Genomic DNA, 20829 nt, shown 5'->3' on the forward strand with positions numbered 1-20829 from the left:
GGGCTAAACGCCCTCCGCGTCAACGCGCGCCCGCACGAGAAAACCGACCACTGTCAGATTTAGTCTAGTCCACTACAGTTCAACTGCAGCCCCATTTGCGCGTCCTGTTCACTTCGGGGTACACGCAGAACGCAATTTTTCATGGTGGCCGCCTCGACCCTGGTGTTGAGCTTATCAGCAAGCCATACAGTCGCACAGAACTCGCATATAAGGTCCGACAGGTCCTGGGCTCTGAAGGACAGCCTCTCGAAGGCGAAACGAACGCCCTCTCAGCAAGCACTTCGCGCGCCGCGCGAATCGCTCTTCGCGTCCTCGTCGTGGACGATGACGAGCCGACACGCGATGCCGTGAGTGAACTGCTGCGAATGCTGGGGCATCGTCCCACCACCGCGCCCGGCGCGAAGGCCGCACTTGACGCGATCGACAATGCGGCGTTCGACGTGCTACTCACCGACGTGCGCCTGCCCGACATTTCGGGCATCGAATTAGCGGGGCGCATAGCGAAGGTACACAAGGGCATCTCGGTCATCTTCGCCTCCGGGGACACTATTCAAGACAACAATGCCGGCGACTTCCCTTGGCAGAGCCTTCGCAAACCTTACACAGTTGACCAGTTGGAGGCAGCACTTCGCAAAACGCGCCAGGACGACGCGTGAGCGGTTAATGCCGGCAGGAGATGCATCGCCCATCTGTCACCCACAAGCTTCCCGAGAGTGCAATCGAGACCAGCGCCAGGTCCGATGGAGCGCTTTTGCCGGGGTGGGGAGTCAAGGGCGACAACGCCTAGCTCCCGAAGCGCGTCGCAGGGCGAGGTTGTGTCTGCAGTGGCAGACCGATCGGCCTGCCTTTCTTCAGCGTGGAGTCGCGCCACATCCGGGAATGCGGTGTGGAGTCCGGCGAGCGCAACGCCGAACAGCTGCTGTGACCAGCATCTGCTACGCCAATGAACCGTTCGGAACGACCTACGCCAATCGCTCGGGTAAGCAGCACGATCGCAAGCATGCCGTCGACATCGCTCGTCACTATGTGTATCGCATTCGCCCCGACCGTGCGCCGATCGCGCACATGGCAAACTCTGGTGTCGGGTGGCCGGGAGCGGCCTGATGCAGTTGCAGGCCAGGGGCCGATGTCCGAGGAACTCCACTGCCGCATGCATCGAAAAGAATCGAACCGCGTGCTGCCTGTATCCACTTGTCATCATTCGGCTCGGTTCGGCCCAGACCGTGTCAAAACGCACAGCCACTCGAATTGACGAATCGCTGTCTCGGCGCAAGTCGCGTCTTTCGTGCACGTGCCGAATTCAAAGTCACCGGCAAACTTTATTGCCGAGGATTAGCAACTCCTGCGGCCATCACGCCCGTATCGCCTTCATAACAACTTCTGAACCAAGTATCTTAGTCACTCGCTTGATGTTATATGCAAGAACATGCAAGCTCATTTCCGTACTTACCCGCTCAATGGTTCGAGTCAGGAAATGAGTGGCTCCCATCCATGCCTTGATCGTGCCAAACGGGTGCTCGACGGTCTGTCGCCGGATCCGCATCATCTCAGGCGCATGATCGAGTCGCGTCTGCATATCCTCAAGAACGGCTTCGTGTTCCCAACGAGCCACGCGACGTTGAGGACTAGGAGTGCAGCTCTCCTTCAACGGACATTGTTGGCAATTCGAACTCCAGTACTTACTGATCTTCAAGCCGCGCTCAATGGTCGAGAATCGCCAAATGAGTCTCTCCCCAGCCGGGCATCGATATTCGTTCGTCTTCGCGTTGTAAATGAAGTCATCCTTCCCGAAGCGGCCATCAGCAGTGGCCATCGAGGTCACCGACTTCGGAACAAACACCGTTATTCCAGCCTCGTGGCATGCGAGTATCTCTTCACTCTTGTAATAGCCACGATCCGCAACAGCAGTGATTTTGTCGACGCCCATTTCAGCACGAGCAAGCTTGGCCGTCGATGTCAACTGATCGCGATCAATACCATCGTTAGTGACGACGTGCGCGACGATTAGATGGTGCTTCGTGTCGACGGCCGTTTGTACGTTGTAGCCGACGACTCCCGTTCCTCGCGTCTTCATCGAACGCGCATCCGGATCGGTGAGCGATATCTGTCCGTCGGGTGCCACCTTGAGTTGGACCTCGATCTCCCGGAAATTTTCAAGGTAGTTGTCGCCTCAACGATTAGATTTCAGGCAGCCTCTCTGTCTTGATGTCGGTGTTGTGGGGCGTCGCTCCGGTTATCGATTCGATCCGGGTTCAGGTGCACAGCATCGACCGTTGCCAGTTGCGCGTACGGCCTTTCCATCGAAGCGGATTGCATTGGCGGGCGTGCTCGTAGAGCGCCGCGCGTCGATCCAGTATGTCCTGATCGAGGTTGGCATGACGCTGCGCGGGCGTGACGAACCGGATCGCGCTGTGACGATGCTCCTCGTTGTACCAGCGCACCAGTGCGCCGACCCACGTGCGCGCGGCAAACAGGGTATCGAATGCCTTGAGCGGATAAGCAGGTCGGTACTTCAGGGTCTTGAACAACGACTCGGAGTAAGGGTTGTCGTTGCTCACGCTCGGGCGGCTCAACGACGGCATGACGCCCAGCGCCTGAAGGGTGGCGAGCATCGTCGCGCCTTTCATCGGGCCTCCGTTGTCTGAATGCAGAATCACCTGGGCGGGCCGTATCGCTTCGCGCGCGCAGAGATCCCTGAGAACTTCGCTGGCCAGCACGCTGCTTTCCTCGGCATAGACCTGCCAGCCGACAATCTTGCGGCTGAACACATCCAGAAACAGATACAAGTAGAAATACTGCCCACGAACCGTGGTCGGCAGGTGTGTGATGTCCCAGCTATACAACTGGTTCGGTGCATCGGCGCAAACTGAACGGGGTTTGCTGCGTGCCTGTGCCGGCCGTTCGCTGCGCCGATGGGCGAGTTGCTTCTCGGCCTTCAGGACCCGGTAGAACGTCGATTCCGAGGCGAAATAGCGTTGCTGATCTGCCAGTCGAGGCACGATCTGGCTTGGCGGCAGATGACCGAATTCGGGCGAGTTCGCGATCGCCAGAAGCTCGGCGCGTTCGTCGGCAGAGAGCTTGTGACGCGGCTCATGGTGCCGTAACGAGCGCCCGTCCACCGCATCAGGTTCGCCGCGCTGCCAGCGCTGAACCGTTCGGGCACTGAGCCCCAGAATGTTGCACGCACGGGCCTGGCGAGCCCCGGCCAGAGTCGCCTCGCTGATCAGGCCGATCAATGCCTTGCGCTCTTCAGGGACCGTCATTCGGCCTCGCCCCCGAACAGCGCACGGTGCTTTTTTTGCAGCACCAATAGCGCCGCAGCTTCAGCCAGCGCTTTCTCTTTGCGTTTGAGTTCGCGCTGCAACTCGAGATTGGCCTGCTTCAGATCACGCACTTCCTGGGCGCTCTCGCGCCGGATCCCAGTCCCACCGACGCTGCAAAAATCCGCTCGCCACTGCGCGAGATGATGCGCGAACAGGCCGCGCTCGCGACACCAGCCGTTCAACGCTTCGTCGACCAACCCGTGGCTCTCCTGCAAGGCCATCAGCCGTTCTTCCAGCGACCAATCTTCCGGACGTCTTGCCTGTCCGGAGCTCGAGTTCCGGTTTGTGGCGGCGGCCCCTCTCATCCATTTCCTCAATGTCAGTACGTTCACGTTCAATTCGTCGGCCACCGCTCCAACTGTTCGGTCACCGCGCTGCAGGACCTTCGACAGTGCCAACTCTTTGAACTCAACAGAATACGTTTGTTTCGCCTTCAACTTGTACCTCTGACTCTTCTTGACAAGAAAGTTCAGAGGCGACAACTACTATGACGCCGGGGGTCTCCTTGAGACGTTGCATCTGCTCCTTCAACGCTGCAATCTTGTCCTGCAGTCGCTCTATCCTGGCCTTCGCGATTGCAGGTTCCTGACGATCGGCTGTGTCCATCGCCTGAAGATACCGAGCAATACTTGATTCGATGTCGCGCATGCGCCGTTCGAGCTTGGCGCTCGTGAAGTTGCGATCGCGATGGTTCACCGCCTTGAACTTGCTGCCGTCGATCGCGACGATTGCATCAGCGAAAAGGTCCAGACGTTGGCATAGCATCACAAACTGACGGCAGACGTTGCGGATAGCTTTGCCGTTGTCTTTACGGAACCGAGCTATGGTTTTAAAGTCCGGTGCCAGCCGACCAGTGAGCCACATCAGCTCGATGTTTCGCTGCGCTTCGCGTTCAAGACGACGACTGGACTGGATGCGATTGAGATACCCGTAGATATAGATCTTAAGCATCACCTCAGGATGATAAGCCGGTCTTCCAGTCAAGGCAGGCTGTACTCACCTCATTACACATAAGTCGTGACAGTGGCGCGCCGCGAAAAGTCGTTTACGGTCAATGACATAGCGGATGGGGTTGTAAACTCTTTCGGACTGGCGTTAACTCTTGCATTTTGGGCGGCACATGACGCAAGAGAAATCGAGCTGGGCGGCGGCAGAACTCAAGGGCATCGATTTGGGCGACGAACGCCTGAACAAGCGCGCCGTGCTACTGGCTGAGCGGCTGGCGGAGAAGCCGACGGCAAGCATCCCCAACGCATGCGGCGGCTGGGCGGAAACGGCGGCAGCGTATCGCTTCCTGGCGCAAGAGGAGCTGGATTGGCGCGACATCATGGCGCCACATTGGCAGAATTCGACCGAACGGATGCGGGCGTGCGAAGTAGTGCTATGTATTCAGGACACCACGCAGTTGGACTTTAACGGCCAGACCATCGCAGGCTTGGGTCCGCTGTCGTATGAAGCGCAACGCGGGCTGTATCTGCACCCGACTTACGCGGTGACGCCATCGCGCGAACCGCTGGGGGTGCTTGACGCGTACATGTGGGCGCGCGAGTCCAAGGGGGCGGATGGCGTGCGCCCCGGCATCAAGGAAAGCACCCGCTGGACCGAAGGATATGAGCGGGTTGCCGAACAAGCGGCCGCACTGCCTGCCACGCGACTGGTCTATGTGGCTGACCGGGAATCGGACATCATGGCGCTGATGGTCAAAGCAAAGGAGTTGGGCCACCCGGCGGATTGGTTACTGCGCTCGCAGCACAATCGCACCTTGCCTGACGGCGGCAAGCTGTGGGACCAAGTGACTTCGGGTGAGCCAGCGGGCAGGATTCACTTTACGCTGGCAGCCCGTCAGGCTCAGCCAGCGCGCGCGGTACGGCAGCAGGTGTGGGCGCAACGCGTCGCGTTGTCTGACGCTGCAGGCGGCGTGGTGAGCGCCACTTGCATCGTCGCCCGCGAGGTCGACCCGCCGGCAGGCGTCAAGCCGATTGAATGGCGACTGCTGAGTAATCGCGAGGTGAACGACCTTGACGCGGCCGCGCAGCTTATCGACTGGTACCGCGCGCGCTGGGAGGTGGAACTATTCTTTCATGTGCTCAAGAACGGCTGTCGGGTCGAGGCGTTGCAACTCGCATCGATGGCACGGCTTGAGCGTGCCTTGGCGCTGTTCATGGTGGTGGCATGGCGCATCGCTCGGTTGATGCGACTGGGTCGAACTTGCCCCGACCTGGATGCAGCACTGCTGTTCGAGCACGATGAATGGCGAGCGGCATTCATTCTCAACAAGAAGAAACCACCGAAGAGCTCACCGCGTCTGAATGAGGTCGTGCGCTTGGTCGCCATGCTCGGCGGCTTCTTGGCGCGCAAAGGCGACGGCGAACCTGGAGTCAAGACTATCTGGCAAGGCCTGCAGCGAGTGACAGATTTCGCCGCCGGCCTCAGATACGCCCGAGAACTGGGCGACTGACTTATGTGTAATCAAATGGGCTGTACTCCCTCGAACCCGAGATCATTAAGATCAAGTTCTTCTACAAAGACATCGATAACGCGGACCGGATTTGTGTCCGTCACGTAGTCATCAAGCGCTTCGGGAAGGAGAAAGCTCTGGTTACGATCGTCGCCTCGAACGAAACGCTTCATTTTGCGCATCCCCCACCGTTGGATAGCGAAATTCTAGCGCTCCAAAAATGCGTTTTGACACAATCTGGGCCAGTAAGAGACCGTCGTCCGGAGCCTAGCTCGGACATGCAGACGGCAACTCGGCCTCAGCAACCGGTCATTCGAACGTTGAGAGCTGGAGTCGATTTCGGCTGTACTGACGTTGGGGCGGCGCCTATCCTAAGCTGCCTCAAGGTTGTTGTTCTGCACATCCATACCTCTGCGACCGCCAATCTCAGGTCATTATTGTCGCGCGCTTGCGATCGTTCTCAACTGCTCGACACTCGCTATATCCGAAGTTTCTTCCTGAGTACATTGTCGTTTGCACGTTGGCTTCGCGCGCTGGTCCAAGGATTGTTGTTGGAAGGCACCGGGTCCGCGATGCGCATGTTATTTACGCCCTTAACTATTGCCGAGCAACATCGCGCTGGGGACGCTGGCGGGCAAAGCACGCACAGGTCGACTAGATGAGTTGACGGCACTCGAGCTACTGCACAAAGCAGTATTGCTCTGACGCGGTCGCGCGTCGATTTCAACGCAGCCGCCCATTCGTCGGGGCCGCAGCGCCTAGGTCAGGCCAGTTGTGTTGCGAGCACCTTCGCGATTAACGAGGAAGATCCTCCGACGAGTTGTTGCACGCGAGCCTGCACGTCCGTCGCCGAAACGCCCGCTGCCGTCGCGGCCTTGACCGTCGCATCGTAGGCGTCGAGCACGTCGATAGGCGCTATCTCGTAACCGTAGCCGGCATCCATCCATCGCAAAGCGCACAGTCCGCAGGCCATTGCGAATGGCGGCTGCTTCATCGCAAAATCGCGCGCCGCGCGCGTGAGCGTTTTCGGATCCGTCGGGTGATCGTTCGCAAGCGAAAGCGCGATATCCAGCAAGCCCGCGTCTTTCGCTGCGGCGAACCATTTGCCTTGCGAGCCAGGCTCCGAATCAATGAGATCGGCAAGAATGCTTTGCGGCGCACGATCGGGATACTTCTTCGCAATTGCCCGAAAGGTCGCAAGGTAGGTCCCTGCCCGATGGGCGGCGAGCGCGTATCGCTGATAAGCCTCCTCGGCCATCCCACAGTCGAGAAGAATCGCCTCGCAACGCCGTGCGATGTCGCCTTCTGGAGCGTTGAGTCCACGGCTCGATTCCGCCAGACTGACCGCGTCGCCTGGGCGACCGAGCGAAACGAGGGACTCGACCGCCCACCGACGATACCACCAGAATTTGAGTCGATCGCATGCGACAAGCTCCAGCACCTCATCGAAGCGGCCGGCCGCGTGTAATGCGCTCAGACAAGGTATCGTCCCGACGAAAAATCCATGCTCGTCCGCCTGAACAACATGCCGGGTGAGCGGCAGCAATTGATCTGCCCATCGAGAAGCGAGCTCGGGAGTGACACATAAAGTGCCCCAATGTTCGCCCAAACTCTCGATGTACGGCATCTGGTCCTCTTGTAATGCTTCGAACAGACGTTCCAACCAGCGCTCCCGCACCGCACGCGGCACGTCGGCCGCGGCGATCACCGGCACCAGCGCATCGATTGCGCGATTGACGGCGCTACCCAAAGCGCCCGAGGAACTGTCCACCTGCTCGAGTGCCGGCGACAATTTTTCGAGCAGCAGGACCGCGCCCTCGGCGCCCAGCACCGGGTTAATGCGGGCAGCAGAGCGAATTTCAGATATCGCTTCCTTGATGCGCTGGATCGGCAGCGCCGATCGCCACCCGAACGCCGATCGTCTGAAGCGAGAAGCGAAAGTCCATTTATGTGCTGGCATGCGACTTGACCACACTAAGAACAGCATTGAGAGGACAGCGATGCGGATAACAAATCTCGACGCCGATGACGAACATTGCAAAGTGCGATGCCGCTTCGCTTCCGCTTTGACGATCCCAAACTGATTTGCCGCTTCCTGCCGCGGCGTTCCAATCAGCCGCCAGTATGTATCCTATTTAAAGCGCCAACATGGTGCCCCGGCACCGTGCCGCGCCGCGCCGCACCGACAGGCGTAGAGCCTTTTCAGCGCTAAGGTCTTGCGGCCTTACACGAAGAGCCGATAGTCGACGAACAGCTCCTCGCCCGGTTCGATATCTTGAAGCGCTTGAAAAAAGACGCGACTGCCCTGTTGCTCAGCTTCACAGTTTGGTTCACAGCTATGGTTCACCCAACGCGCCGAGTTGCCGCCCTGCGCCCCGTCGATCACGCGCCCGTCATCAAGCTCGAAGAAGAACGTATGGCCGTCTTCCGCCGCCGAGCGTTCATAGCGACGCTGGGCCGCTGCCCACGAGATGAGCTTGCCCTTGTATTCAAGGAGTGTCTCGCCCGCGCTGATTCGGGCCACTGCAAACACGCCGCGTCCGTGAACAGGCGAGCGACGAACGAAGAAGCGACGCATAGAGATAGGGAGTGCCTAGTTGTCGGTGTGCCGGTGTACGTCAACGGATACGCGCGGCAGGCGAAAAGCTTGGCATAATCGAAGCGACACCTGCTACCGCTCGCTTATGCCCTCATCGACTCGCCGTCGCACGAAGCGAAAATCGTCACGCGGCACGCTGGCGCGTGACCGCGATCGCATCGTCGAGATTTTAGGTGAAGCGCGCGGTCAGCGCGTCATGATCCGCTCGATTCATCCCGATGGGCGTGAGCGCCTGACGGCCGTCAAGCTGGCCAATCTACTTCCGCTCGAAAGCCAGTTGTTCTGATCCGGCCGCGGGCATTCGCGCACGCCTGAAGCCTCGAGGCGTCAAGAAGCGTTGACCGCGTCTTGAAGGCCTTGCCGGCGGTGAACTTGACCGTCTTCGCAGCAGCAATCTCGACAGCCTCGCCGGTCTGCGGGTTGCGACCGGTGCGTGCCGCGCGCTCGCCGGGGCCGAAGCTACCGAACCCGACCAACTGCACCGCGCGCCCCGCGCTCACCTCTTTCGTGATCGTCGCCAACACTGCGGTGAGCGTCTCGTCGACCGCCACCTTGGTGTTTCCGGTTTGCGACGCCACCGCGTCGAGCAGGTCCTGCTTGTTCATTGCATTCTCCTATTCTGGACTGACCGCCATCTTACCGAACGAAAGCGGCGGCCGAGTGCCGAAAACCGTATCGAGCGATATGCGCTGCCGTGACGTCGGGAGGCCGCGCGTTAGTGGCTGGCCGATGACCGACATCGATGCAACAGATGGCGCTGTTCGGGTCGCGCGCGCTCCAGGCGCTGTCGCTCCTGCGGTGTATCGGGGTCGATCGCCTTGGCTGACACATCGCCTGCGCCTTGTCAGCATAGCGACCAACCATTGCGGACCAGTTTCTGCTTCTGTTCTGAAGTCGCCGCGCCCCGGCACCTCCGGCAACGGTCCTTCCGTCGATCTTGGGTCGGCGTCGTCCCCGGAAGTCACTGCCGCTGCGATCGAGGCGGCAATCATGGGTACATGAAATCTGAAGGCGATGCGCCCGGCGACGCCGGCTGCAAATATGCAATCAGCATCTTGACTTGCATCTCAGTCACCCCCTCGATAGCCGACGCTTCGGTGTAGTCCCGTCCGATGAACGCTCTCAGGGTGAACCGATTGGAAACCAAGTAGTAGCCCATTGCGGCCAGCGTCACGTAGAAATCCAGCGCGTCCACATCGGCCCGGAAATCCCCCGTGGCGGCCCCGCGCGCCAACGTCGCGCGCAACAAGTCGATCACGGGCGAAATTGCCTCGGTCAGTTTCGGCGACCGCTCGAGGTATCGCCCTTCATGCAGATTTTCGTTGTTGACGAGATTCAACCATCTTGGGTTCGCCCGGAAGTAATCCCAGATGGAAAGCGCAAGCGTTCGAATCGCGGCGGCAGGCTGCAGTCCCGCAAGGTCAAGGCTCACCTCATGACGCGCAAATTCCGCATACATCGCCTCGAGGACCGCGACATACAGGCCTTCCTTGCTTTGGAAGTAGTAATAGAGCATCCGCTCGTTGGTATCTGCGGCCGTTGCGATGGCGTCGACGCGGGCTCCGGAAAGTCCGTAGGTCGAAAACTGTTGTGTCGCGGCCTCCAGAATGCGTCGACGCGTGCCCTCGGGGTCTCTTTTGGTTCTCGGTTCGGTCATGGTCGCAGCCTCCGCGATGCAGCTGACACCGGGATTATGCGCTAAGCGCTTCACGGCTGGCCCCCGGCGCGTCCGGCGCGTTTCGTTTTGCGTCGACGAGGTCGTTTCAATGGTGATAATTCGTATTTAGCACGCTTGAGTTTAATGGTGGTGGCTTGCCATTGGCGACAAGCGTCGCCGGAGCGAGTCCATTCGGTCGGCCGGCGGTTCTACTCATAAGTACTGCATACAGATTTCCGTTCGATAGATCAATGGGCGCCGCGAATCTACGCCACGCGGCGCGCGTGGTTCGGGCGGATCTCCCTTTTTGCTTGTTCGATATCGTCGACACAAAACTTGAGCAGACAGCAGAGAAAGCTGTACGGGAAGCAATGCGTAGCCGATACGCAGATCACGGAGGCGTGCCCTCCAGTAGCAAGCGCTTATGGGCAACGCAGCTGTCTTTGATGCCCTCACTGCCCGCACTACTGCCTGTATATGAGCAAGTTCACGATCGGCTTCGGGGGAAGTCCGTTTCCGCGCCTCGGGCGACGGCGGGCGGATTCGACGGATGGGATTTGCAACATTTGCCTTCATACGTAGGGCCTTTCGCTGATTTCCTTGCAATCAGCGTACGCAGGCTCACGGAAAGCCAAGGGCGAGTACCAAGCCTGTAGCCGAGGAAATCCTGTTCATGCGGTTCGCAAGCCGACCGGCCCCGCCGATGGCCATTGGCAGCCGTTCGATTTTCAGTCCGTTCGCGTCGAGAACAACGACGTGTCGGCGCAGAATCCGTCGATCATCGACAGTCTGGTCCAGCAATGGAACAACGCTGAAGGACAGCGCGGGCCTGCATCCGACGCTCGCGGACATCGCGTGGCAATCGCTTCAAATTGAAAGTTCGCCGTATCGATCAAGCAAAGCTCTACGATGCGCTCGACACGGCGAGCTTCGTCGCGATGAGCGCCGGGGACGCCGCGCGTTTCTGGCTGCGGGATTACCCCTCGGCCGGACGCTGTCCCGCGCTCGCGGACGACGGCTTGTGCAGCCTGCATTCGACAGGCAAGCCGGACCAATGCGCGGCGGTGCCGCTCGATCCGCTCGTGCCCGATCATCTCCAGCATGCGGTGCTCGAGTAGCGGTCACGCGGAACCGGTTGGATCGGTGCAGGCTGTATCGGCCGGACCAGCACTTGGAAGCGGTCCTCGTGCGCCGTGCCGAAATCGTTGACGAGTCAGCGGCGGCGGTGCAGCGCAGGCGAGAGGCGTTGCGCATCGAGCAGGACCTGTGGAGCGCAGCCGTGCTCGACGGCCTGATGCGCAATTTTGCGGACCCGCGTCAGGCGCTCACGATGATGCCACCGGACAGCTCCCGCACCATCGGGCGCGACAACTTACGCCGGCTTGATGTTCGAAGCCTGCTTGCCCTTCGGGCCCATTTTCTCGTCGTAAGTCACCTTCTGCCCTTCGGCGAGCGACTTGAATCCGTTCGACTGGATTTCCGAGAAGTGTGCGAACAGGTCTTCGCCGCCTGCATCCGGAGTGATGAAACCAAAACCCTTTGCGTCGTTGAACCACTTAACCGTACCAGTTGCCATTTTCAGTTTGACCTTAAAAGTAAAAACACGGCGTCGCCCTCGCGAACGCCGCCGCTATCTTGGCCGCGCATGGACGCGAAGGCAATCAGCAATTCGGGCTAAAAGGAAAATAACGTTATAGACGATGTGTAACATCTATCAGATTCGACATATATTAGCGTCACTTTATCGGAGCGAAGGGAGAGGTGGCGCAATTTTGCTCATGCTTTGAAAGCGGGTCACCCTATTCGGAAATAACGACAGGCAGGATCGAAGTATGCGAAACATCCCTGAGGTAGCAACGTGTTGAGCAACCAGCGGGTAAAAGGTCCTCTGTGTCATTCAGACAGAAAACGAACTTTGCTGTCGAGAGGTAAGGCGCGTGCCGCGAATCTGCTATCGGCGCGAACTGCAACACATCGTGCGATGTGTCAGCAGGCCATTACCGACAAGACCTGCAAGGCCCAACGCGAGCAGCGCTCCCGCCGGGCTCAGTACTTCCGCAATGAGGCCCGCCAGCAGCGTTCCGATCGGCCAGCATCCGATACCGACCGTCACCAGCCCAAACACGCGGCTACGCATTGCGCTGGGCACAGACTCAATCACGATAGTCGTCTGGTGAATGTTATAAGCCGCCGATTGAGACTTTGAGAAAGCCAGCGGCCCCGGCGATCGCTATCGCAGCGAAAAACAAGGCCGATCCGGCTATCAACCAGTTGAGGGGGCGTCCGTCCATGCGAACGCTTCCGATGATCGCTCCGGCGACGAGCGACCCCGCCGGTTCCGCCGATGACAGCACACCGATCATCAGCGCAGACATGGTGAACGTCTCCCTTCCCAGCGGCGTCAACAATACGTTATAGCTGTATCCGCACAGGTTCGTGACGATCGTCACGAGGAGCAGCGTCATGATCATGCCGTTGCCGCGCGCGTACTGCGACGCTTCGACGAGGTCTTTGCGAATCCTTGCCAAGGAGAGCCGTCCTGACGGCATCTCGACCGACGATAGTCACGCGATGAACGCGGCAGCGCAAAACGATGCCGCTGCGGAAAGTAGATACAACGTGGAGACGCCGAGCGTTCCGTAGATCCAGCCACCGAACACAGGACCGACGCATCGTGTCGCGTAGCTGGTCATACTGTCGATGGCGACGGCGCGCGAGGCCATCGCGGCGCCCGCCGCTTCCGCGATCATGCGCCGACGCGCGGGCATCTCGGTCGCGTACACCACGCCGCTCACGAGCGCGGCGACGCAGAGGTGCCACGTCGACAGCACCTCGAGAATTGACAAAACAGCGACGCTTCCCGACGAAGCGCCCGCGAGCAGCAGACCGAAGAGCACGATTTTCCTGCGGTCCAATGCATCGGCCACCACGCCCATGACCGCGCCGCTCAGCAGAAGCGGAACGCTCCGGCAGGCGGAAACCACCGCGACGTCGACGGACGAATGCGTCGCCCTGAACGTGAACAAGGCAGCCGCGAGCATTTCGAGCCACATCATCGAGGTTGAGTCCGCGCCCGCCGTCCAGAGCGGCACGAAGCCTTTCGCGCGCATCACGCCGAGTTCAAGCGTCGGGCGTTTCACGGGGTTCACATCGTTTTCCATGTTTGCGAGCATGCGCTTTTTTCGCGGCTGTGCAGGAATCGCTCCTGAGCTTGAGCTGAGGAAACAGGCGCGATGGCTGATCGCTCGCGCAACGCTTCAACTGCGGCACGCCGTTTGCGGCGTCGTGGCCGGACGGTCGGAGCAAACATGGCTGACAACGAACACGCACCCGAGACTGTCAATTCGCTCAAGACCGAACGGTCCGATCATGCCTACGAATTCCCGACAAGCGAGAACGTTGCTGCGAGTCAAGGCGACAACACGTCAGCGGCGAAATCCGGATACGGCCATTTTCGCGAGGCGTCGCGGTCCTGGGACGCGAATGGCAACGCATCATCGTCAAGCGATGCGAGCGCCAACGTGAAAAACAAGTTCGCGGACGTACAGGATGCGGTCGTCAGACAGTACCGAGTCGCCTCCGACTCGACAGACGATTTCGTGCACGAGCATCCGTGGAAGGCAATCACGATGGCCGCGCTGGCCGGCCTCGTGGTCGGAATGCTGGTCTCGCGTTGACCGAACGGCAGTGAACTCATGCTTGGACGAGAAGCACATGAATGTTTCGGCGACGGAAGAGCAGATCCGCACGCTCGCCTATCGGCTGCGGGAGGAAGCCGGTAGTCCGGAAGGCCGCTCTTCCGACTCTGGATGAAGACGCAGGAGCAGCTCCGCGAGCGAGCCGAGAATGGGCGCCAACGCTTCCGCAGTGCAGCCGCCGGTCTCCGTAATTTAGCGACGCAGCGACGCGCGCGGCCGGTGCCGTGATACCGCCACGGAGCGGCTGCGCTTCCCGTGTCTCTTACTCGGACGCGACAACACGGCGACGTACAGAACGACCGACCGGCGCCGAGCTCGCCGCGGTCCGGGCCCGCCGGTTCGAACATCGCGCGGAAACGGTAGTTACCGCTTCCTGGGCGCGCGATGGTTTCCCTTTGTCAAAACGAAGAGCCCCGCGCCTGCAGCCGCGATGGCGACACGGCTCGGATTTACCTTCGCAGCACTTATGCCCTTCGCCAGAAGGCGAGTCCATGTCGTACCGCCGGGTTCAAGCGCGTGGCGCGCGACCGGCGCAGGCGCACGCTCGGGCGTGCTCGCAGTCACGTGCGGCCGTGCGGACGCGCTGCCATCGTTGGCCGCGAGAATGGCGTGGAGCGGCGCGGGCGTCCGTTGCGTCGGTTGCGTCGGTTGCGAAGCGTCCGGCGCGCGGTCGGTGGCGCCCTCTCGTTGTTCCAGTCGCGACGCAGCCGCCTCCGCGCCCAGTAACAGGACGGCGGTGGCAAAATACAGCCACATCAACAGCACGGCCAACGAGCCTGCGGCGCCGAAGGCATTTGCCGTTCCGGCATGGGTGAGATACAACGCGAAGAGCTTCTTCCCCACCGAAAACAGCACCGCCGAAATGGCGCCGCCGACGAGCGCATCGCCCCACGGCACGTGACCATCGGGCAAATACTTCATCAGTGCATCAGTGCGGCAAAAGCGCAGGAGAGAATCACGAGCCCCAGCACCAACTGCACGATGTCGCCAATGATCACGAGCGGCGAGCCATTAGAAGAAATGCCACGCCCATGACGAGGCCGAACGAGATCAGTCGCACCTTCACGAGCATGGCGACGCTCGATGCCTTCTTGTCGTCCTTGGGCCAGATCACCGAAAGCACAACGGGAATGCCTCGCGTCTAGCTAGTCCTCCTGGAAGACCGCAACGAGGCCGGGAAAGTACACGTCACAGCGTTCGGCGTGCGAGCTTTCGGCACGGTTGGGGCAGTCTGCCAGCTCCGCGCCGAGGTCTGTCATAGCGAAGTTCGGCCCGAGGCGAGCTACGAGGCGCGGGAGGTTACCTTTGCCCCGCCGTCCGCAGCGGGTACACGCCATAACAAGGTGAGTCGCTTTCGCGGCCGTCCCCGAGGGCGACACTTCCGGGCGTTCTCATTCCTCTATGAACGTGCGGTCCGGGTACAGGCCGGTATCTGCGGCGGCCTGCTCGACTTCCTTTGTGGACTGAAAGGCCCCTAGCTCGCCTATGACCTCCTCGCCCGTTGTAAGCCGCCCGCCCCATAGGCCGCCCGGTACCGGGTAGATGTGCAAGATAACGGGTTCGTCTTGGTCTTGTTCCATCATTCCTCCCGGATAGCCGCGCTAAGTGCTTTCCATCGCGTTAGATCATGCTCCAAGGCGGCAACGACGTTAGACGCAGCTACAAAATCACCGAAAGACAGCCCCGCGGTGCCGAGGTACAGGCGGACACAGACAATCTCCGCCGTCCTTTCGGCTACGCGGTGGTTAATCACTGCCAGAGAGAGTGCTGCAGAGTCGTAGGGCATCACTGGGTCAAAGCAAGGCGACTTGCTTTCGCGGTCACGCGACCGGCGCTCTAATTTTCGGGGTAAATCTCAACGTGGTCGGGGTACACGCCCGTTTCCCGTGCGGCCCGTTCCACGGCCTCCGGGCTGTCGCAATAGCCTACGCGCCCAATCTCCGCTTCGCCGACGACCAAGCGCCCCCACCACTGGCCTGAGGCCGCTCGGTAGATACGCAGTTTGACCTGCTGATCTTTGTCGTCCCCGAGCATGACACGTCCTCGTGATTTATTAGATTCAGCGTATCACAGACCACAACCGACCACCTGCTGAAATTGCCCACGCCGGAGACAATCTCGTGATATTTCCGCAGGTCGGTCAACTCCGAAGAATGGTTAATGCTCTGCACAGCATGTTGGGCCCCGTCCACTCATCCGAGAATTGATATGTACTGCCCGTGCAAACGCCCCGAAGGTACCATATCGACCACTCGATGACATACACCTTCAGAACTAATCGTCCATGCCCGTCGTACACAGCGAGCCTGCTCTGATACGGGCGGTTAAGAGCCGTCTACGCGAGGACTTGCATGCGCGGTGACCTTGTCGACGCTCGCTCCGACGTTGACGTCACTCCGTTCGTGCTGCTCCGCGCCTTTGTTCGCGAGGCGGGACTGAGCCAACATGCCTTTCAGCAGCGAGAGCGCGTACGCAATGCGATGCCGGTGCTCCGCGAAGCCAGATCCATTCCCGAGGTCGGCGCGCGAACCGGATTTGCGGACCAGTCGCACTTCACACGCCTGTTCAAGCAACAAAACGGCGTGACACCGAAAGTCTGTCAGGCCGCCTTTTTTATAAACCATTCAGCGAACGTCTGTGACCGCTACTCAACATTCCTAACTGTTATCGACGTCCGTGAAAGGCGCACGACTATGGTTCGCGCTCACCCCTTTATGTAGACAGGCGGACGGGATGGGTAACCGATGAACGGTGAGCGGTGAGCGGTGAGCGGTGAGCCGTGTCCGGCCGAGCAAGTTCTCAGGTCCAGCGCCACGAGCCCATGGTTCGCTAATCTGCTTGCGTAACGACCGGCGGTGCCGACCGGTGCCCACCGACGATGTGCGACGCTCCGTCAGCACGGATACCCGCGGTCGATGCAACGCTTCCGGGGCCGGCAGCGCCCATGACGCGCGGTAGCGCTTGCCGCGCCTGCTATTACATCGGCGCTCCTGAGGTTACACGAGATTTGGTCGCGTATGAGCCGTCCGCAGCGGCGCTTTTCGTCGAACCTTGCGAAGCTTCCATGCCTGATAACTCGTATCAGCAGGCATGATTCTAATGGCGGTGGCTTGCCATCGGCGACAAGCGTCGCCGGAGCAAGTTCATTCGGTCGGCCGGCGGTGTCAATCCTTGGGATTGCATACAGATTTACGTTCAATAGATCAATGAGGGCCGCAAACCTACGCGACGCGGCGCGCGTCCTTCGGTCGGATTTCCCTTGTTGCTTGTTCCGATATCGTCGACACAAAGTTCGAGCGCGGACAGCAGAGCAAGTTGTACGGGAAGCAATGCGCAGCCGATACGCAGATCGCGCAGGCGTGTCCTCCAGTAACAAGCGCTTATGGGCAACGCACCTGTCGTTGATGCGCTAACCGCCTGCACCACTGTCTGCATATAAGCAAGCTCACGATCGGCTTCGAGGGAGGTCCGCTTCCGCACCTCTGGCGACGGAGGGAGGACTTGACGATTGCGATTTGCAACGTTTGACTTCATACGTTGAGCCTTTCGCTGATCTCGTTGCAATCAGCGTATGCAGGCTCTCAGTGTACTCAACTCCAGACATCACTTGATCAGCCGCATTCCCGCAGTCTTCGCCGCAGCTTGGGTCGAAAGTGGCACGATCCAGATAGCTCCGTCCCGTCGATGGCGAGTAGGTGAACAAACAGTGTTGCGCACGACGGAGTGGACAGTGACGCTCCGGAGATCGTCTGAACGGCATTGCGTCGTTATACGGCTTCGTCCGCGATTTCGCAGACTGTCTGATGAGTGCTCCCATGAGATGCAGTGCGATTACACATATGTAGCGTTGGAGGCGTCCGAGCGTTGCAAAAAAACATAGCGGTCGCGTCGCAGCGGGACAGTGCGGTAGTTGGTTCAAATTCTGCGCGTCCGTGGATCAACGGTCGATATATTGGCGCAACTTTCCTGCATGCGTCGGGTGCTTCAGTTTTCGCATCGCATTGCTCTCGATCTGCCGGATTCGCTCGCGACTCACGTTGAACTGCTGGCCAACCTCATCGAGCGTGTAGTCCGACGCGGTATCAATCCCGAATCGCATTCGCAAGACCTTGGCTTCGCGCGACGATAGCGTGCTCAACGCCTCTTCGACTGCGGCGCAAAGATCGGCATTCACTGCGGCCTCGTCGGGTAACAACGCTGAGACATCTTCGATTAGGTCCCCGAGTGTCGCATCAGGATGCTCGCCCGTGGGCGTCTCCAGAGACAACGGCTGCTTGGCAAGCTTCAAAATTTCAAGAACCTTGTCCATCGGCAGCTCCATGCGATCCGCCAGCATCGCTGGATGCGCTTCCTGCCCGGTCCTCTGTCTGATTTCACGCGATATCCGACTAAGCTTGTTGCTCAAGTCGAACATATGAACCGGAACGCGGATCGTGCGCGCCTGGTCGGCAAGCGAACGCGTCACAGCCTGCCGCACCCACCATGTCGCGTAGGTGGAGAATTTCCAGCCACGTCGATATTCGAATTTGTCGACTGCCTTCATCAACCCTATATTGCCCTCCTGAACAAGGTCCAGGAAGGGCAGTCCACGGTTTACGTACTTCTTCGCAATGGAAATCACGAGGCGCAGGTTGGCTTCAACTAGTTCACGCTTCGCTTGTCGAATTTTCGATTCGGCCACCGTCATCTGCCGATTCGCGTGCTTCAAGTCCTGCAATGGCAGCACGAAATTGATTTCGATGTCGATAAGCTTGCGCTGCTCGGCTTGGATGGCTGGCAGACTCCGCTCGAATGCGGCACGGAGCGAGGGGACTGCGGCTGCCGTCTTCTCGACCCAGCCAAGGTCGGTCTCATTTCCCACGAACGATTCGACGAATTGCTCGCGCGGCATACCGCACCTGTCGACAGCGATCTGCAAAATACGCCGTTCAGACGCACGAACCCTCCCGACTTGCTGCTGAACGTCGGCGGCCAGGCGGTCGATAGTTCGAGCCGTAAATCGGATATGCCCCAATTCGCGCTGGATTTCTGCACGCACGCCGGAAGAGACGATCGAACCGGCGACGTCTGCAGGGTCGACTGTCAACAATTCCTTCGACAAATCCCGAACTCGCGCAAAGATGGCAAGACTATCGCTTGCCAGCTGCTGCAGACGCGCTTCATTCCCTGCAGCAGCATCCACCTCTGCGACCGCGCTTCCTTCATCGCTCACCGTGGCGTCGTCGTTGGCGCTTTCCGAGTCGACGTCCTCGAAAATCGGTGCGTCCGGAGCTGGCAGGTCGTCCGCTGTCGAAACCGCGTTGAGCCCGTCGACCAATTCGTCGATCAAGAGTTCGCCGACCTTCACCCGGTCGGCGATTGCGAGGAGCGTTGAAACCGTCGCCGGGCACGCGGCGATCGCCTGGATCATTTCGTGAAGGCCGTCCTCGATTCGCTTTCCAATCTCGGCCTCGCCTGCGCGGGTCAGCAATTCGGTCGCACCAATTTCACGCATGTACATCCGAGTCGGATCGATGGTTCGTCCGAATTCGGAATCGACTCCCGAAAGTATGGCCTCGGCTTCGTCGTCGGTCTGGTCGCCGGAGACGGCCGCTCGCGCTGCCTCGTTTAAGAGCAGGGTCTGCGCATTGGGCGCCTGCTCGTAGACCGCCACCCCCATCTCGTCGAAGGTGCTGACGATTCGCTCGATCGCAGCGTCCTGTAGGAAGTCGTTCGGCAAGAAGTCGGTGATTTCCGCATAGGTGAGGTAGCCGCGCTCCTTGCCAAGCTGGATGAGTGCGCGCATTTGGCGTTGACAATCCTCCTCGTGCAACGCGCCAGACGCACCCGTCACGAAGACCGCTGCGGCAGTCTTGTCTTTTGATGCGCGGCGGTTCGATTTTTCCCGTGCGGACGCGACCTCCGCGACCCCGGTGCCTGTTCGATCAATACTTGCCATACCCTGTCTCCCGTACTCTCACTCGGCAAAGACGAGACCAAGCTTCAAAGGCATCGGCTATGAGATCGCAGTGGAGTTGACACAAACAGCCACGGCTGCAAGTGCCCCGACTAGAAGGATCAAGAACCCGAATAGGATCCCGTGCACGGGCTTGCAGAATTCAAGAGTCTACTCTTGGATGACATATCAACCCGCGCCGCGTGCACTCGCGCAAGCCGACGCCAGCGGTTGAGTTCGACGAGCGCGGCGCGGATCGCTTGGGAAGCATCGTTGCCCTCAGGCGAAATAGTGAACCCGGTGCACTTCCTACTTGATGATGCGCGACATAGGGGCTCCAAGTCTCTGCGATTGGCAGCATGCCATTGTCCACTCATTTGGCGTTGAAAACGGAGAAGCGAGGTGATGGGCACGCAGAGTGATGAATATCAACGTACGATCCCCATCTCACGGTCTGAGGGCCTCGACCCAAAGCGGAACGCAATAGTCACGTTGCCTTTCTCTAGCCCATTTGAAGATCCAGCGCGGCCACTGGCTGCGTTACTGTATCGAGGCTGATGCAGTCTTTTTCGGTGAGAGATCTTCGGAGTAACGTCGTAGCTTGTCGCGACATCGCGCGGTTTAAAACACTCACGGAGATGTCCGGCGCGACCTCCTGTCAACTGAGCAGGTATTGGCGCATGGATGAACTCGCAGCGCACCAGGGATCAACGACGATGTACCATCGGTCTTGCCGTGGTCGTGCTAGTTCTTGTACCAGCTTGCCTCTGGATTGCCCTGACACCGCGCGAGCACGCTTGCGCTGTTCCTTCCACAAGTCCGCTCAGGGCCGTCCATGGAGCGCTCGATTTCGAAGTTGTTCTCGCATCGCTGCGCCCGGACTGTCAAAGACGGGGGACGCGCGCGCAGCTATTCGGCGGTCCCGGCAGTCATGAGAAAGCTGATATGACTTCGTGTTGTCAATTGGGATCGGTTTGTTTCATTCGATTAACTGAATCTTGGTTGAATTTCCTGAGGGCGACGTAGCAGTAAGTCTCGACGGTGGATCACGCTGATATCCGCGGGTTGGCTACCGCATTACAGAGGTCTACATGAACGCCCCCCGTTTGCGACGGCTTTCTCCTGCGTTGAGTGACAGGTTAGGTTGCAGCTCTACATT

At 59.6% G+C, this 20829-nt stretch carries 15 protein-coding genes and 6 pseudogenes; 7 read left to right on the forward strand and 14 right to left on the reverse strand.

The window, feature by feature from the left end:
- The first annotated feature begins 317 nt into the window (after positions 1–317).
- Both AWB74_RS47845 and AWB74_RS46080 read left to right on the forward strand, forming a co-directional pair.
- Complete coding sequence (locus AWB74_RS47845) at positions 318–656, forward strand: response regulator (RefSeq protein ID WP_268811241.1); 339 nt, start codon at positions 318–320, stop codon at positions 654–656.
- A gap of 265 nt (positions 657–921) precedes the next feature.
- Positions 922–1104 carry a hypothetical protein gene (locus tag AWB74_RS46080; RefSeq protein WP_143749446.1) on the forward strand — a complete coding sequence of 61 codons (183 nt, stop codon included), beginning with the start codon at positions 922–924 and terminating at the stop codon, positions 1102–1104.
- A 247-nt stretch (positions 1105–1351) separates the two neighbouring features.
- Here the strand turns inward: AWB74_RS46080 and AWB74_RS40330 are convergent.
- From AWB74_RS40330 to AWB74_RS40340, 4 genes and pseudogenes are all read right to left on the reverse strand, one after another.
- Positions 1352–2146 (reverse strand): annotated as a pseudogene (locus tag AWB74_RS40330) (transposase); the annotation flags it as partial.
- A 124-nt stretch (positions 2147–2270) separates the two neighbouring features.
- Positions 2271–3263, reverse strand: a pseudogene (locus tag AWB74_RS48825) (IS3 family transposase); the annotation flags it as partial.
- Positions 3260–3760 carry a transposase gene (locus AWB74_RS48830; protein WP_061152147.1) on the reverse strand — a complete coding sequence of 167 codons (501 nt, stop codon included), beginning with the start codon at positions 3758–3760 and terminating at the stop codon, positions 3260–3262. The gene AWB74_RS48830 and the pseudogene AWB74_RS48825, both read right to left, overlap by 4 nt.
- Before the next feature lie 64 nt (positions 3761–3824).
- Positions 3825–4319 (reverse strand): annotated as a pseudogene (locus AWB74_RS40340) (transposase); the annotation flags it as partial.
- Between the two features lie 124 nt (positions 4320–4443).
- On the opposite strand from AWB74_RS40340, the gene AWB74_RS40350 reads away from it, so the two are divergent.
- Positions 4444–5781 (forward strand): IS4 family transposase, encoded by a 1338-nt coding sequence (locus tag AWB74_RS40350; RefSeq protein ID WP_061152148.1) that lies wholly within the window; start codon positions 4444–4446, stop codon positions 5779–5781.
- A gap of 17 nt (positions 5782–5798) precedes the next feature.
- Here AWB74_RS40350 and AWB74_RS45380 read toward each other — a convergent pair.
- From AWB74_RS45380 to AWB74_RS40375, 5 genes and pseudogenes are all read right to left on the reverse strand, one after another.
- Positions 5799–5954, reverse strand: a pseudogene (locus AWB74_RS45380) (IS5/IS1182 family transposase); the annotation flags it as partial.
- A gap of 590 nt (positions 5955–6544) precedes the next feature.
- On the reverse strand, positions 6545–7741 hold the full coding sequence (locus AWB74_RS40355) for a hypothetical protein (RefSeq protein WP_061152149.1): 1197 nt from the start codon (positions 7739–7741) through the stop codon (positions 6545–6547).
- Between the two features lie 264 nt (positions 7742–8005).
- Complete coding sequence (locus AWB74_RS40360) at positions 8006–8359, reverse strand: SET domain-containing protein (RefSeq protein WP_327363128.1); 354 nt, start codon at positions 8357–8359, stop codon at positions 8006–8008.
- A 368-nt stretch (positions 8360–8727) separates the two neighbouring features.
- Positions 8728–8985, reverse strand: a pseudogene (locus tag AWB74_RS40370) (HU family DNA-binding protein); the annotation flags it as partial.
- A 383-nt stretch (positions 8986–9368) separates the two neighbouring features.
- A complete protein-coding gene (locus AWB74_RS40375) occupies positions 9369–10037 on the reverse strand; it encodes a TetR/AcrR family transcriptional regulator (RefSeq protein WP_061152150.1) in 669 nt (222 codons plus the stop codon).
- An 872-nt stretch (positions 10038–10909) separates the two neighbouring features.
- Between AWB74_RS40375 and AWB74_RS40385 the strand changes: the two genes are divergently transcribed.
- Positions 10910–11155, forward strand: coding sequence for a hypothetical protein (locus AWB74_RS40385; protein ID WP_061152152.1), 246 nt, complete (start codon positions 10910–10912; stop codon positions 11153–11155).
- A gap of 254 nt (positions 11156–11409) precedes the next feature.
- Here the strand turns inward: AWB74_RS40385 and AWB74_RS40390 are convergent, their stop codons facing one another.
- From AWB74_RS40390 to AWB74_RS40400, 3 genes are all read right to left on the reverse strand, one after another.
- The gene (locus AWB74_RS40390) at positions 11410–11613 is read right to left on the reverse strand and encodes a cold-shock protein (protein ID WP_053572711.1); all 204 of its coding nucleotides are present in this window, start codon (positions 11611–11613) and stop codon (positions 11410–11412) included.
- A gap of 604 nt (positions 11614–12217) precedes the next feature.
- Complete coding sequence (locus tag AWB74_RS40395; protein WP_061152153.1) at positions 12218–12565, reverse strand: MFS transporter; 348 nt, start codon at positions 12563–12565, stop codon at positions 12218–12220.
- 36 nt (positions 12566–12601) lie between these two features.
- Positions 12602–13186, reverse strand: a complete 585-nt coding sequence (locus AWB74_RS40400) for an MFS transporter (RefSeq protein WP_160110372.1) — start codon at positions 13184–13186, stop codon at positions 12602–12604.
- Between the two features lie 159 nt (positions 13187–13345).
- Between AWB74_RS40400 and AWB74_RS40405 the strand changes: the two genes are divergently transcribed.
- Positions 13346–13714 (forward strand): DUF883 family protein, encoded by a 369-nt coding sequence (locus AWB74_RS40405; RefSeq protein ID WP_061152155.1) that lies wholly within the window; start codon positions 13346–13348, stop codon positions 13712–13714.
- A gap of 37 nt (positions 13715–13751) precedes the next feature.
- Positions 13752–13850, forward strand: a complete 99-nt coding sequence (locus AWB74_RS40410; RefSeq protein ID WP_087039485.1) for a DUF2934 domain-containing protein — start codon at positions 13752–13754, stop codon at positions 13848–13850.
- Positions 13851–14380: 530 nt separating this feature from the next.
- On the opposite strand, the pseudogene AWB74_RS47855 reads toward AWB74_RS40410, so the two are convergent.
- Positions 14381–14855, reverse strand: a pseudogene (locus tag AWB74_RS47855) (YihY/virulence factor BrkB family protein); the annotation flags it as partial.
- 1231 nt (positions 14856–16086) lie between these two features.
- Between AWB74_RS47855 and AWB74_RS40435 the strand changes: the two are divergent.
- Positions 16087–16455: a helix-turn-helix domain-containing protein gene (locus AWB74_RS40435; RefSeq protein WP_235024881.1), complete on the forward strand. Its 369-nt coding sequence runs from the start codon at positions 16087–16089 to the stop codon at positions 16453–16455.
- A 1217-nt stretch (positions 16456–17672) separates the two neighbouring features.
- Here AWB74_RS40435 and rpoD read toward each other — a convergent pair.
- Positions 17673–19673, reverse strand: a complete 2001-nt coding sequence (gene rpoD, locus AWB74_RS40445; RefSeq protein WP_061152161.1) for an RNA polymerase sigma factor RpoD — start codon at positions 19671–19673, stop codon at positions 17673–17675.
- Positions 19674–20829 lie beyond the last annotated feature (1156 nt).

Origin of the sequence: Caballeronia arvi, from assembly GCF_001544695.2 — a bacterium.
Taxonomy (GTDB): domain Bacteria; phylum Pseudomonadota; class Gammaproteobacteria; order Burkholderiales; family Burkholderiaceae; genus Caballeronia; species Caballeronia arvi.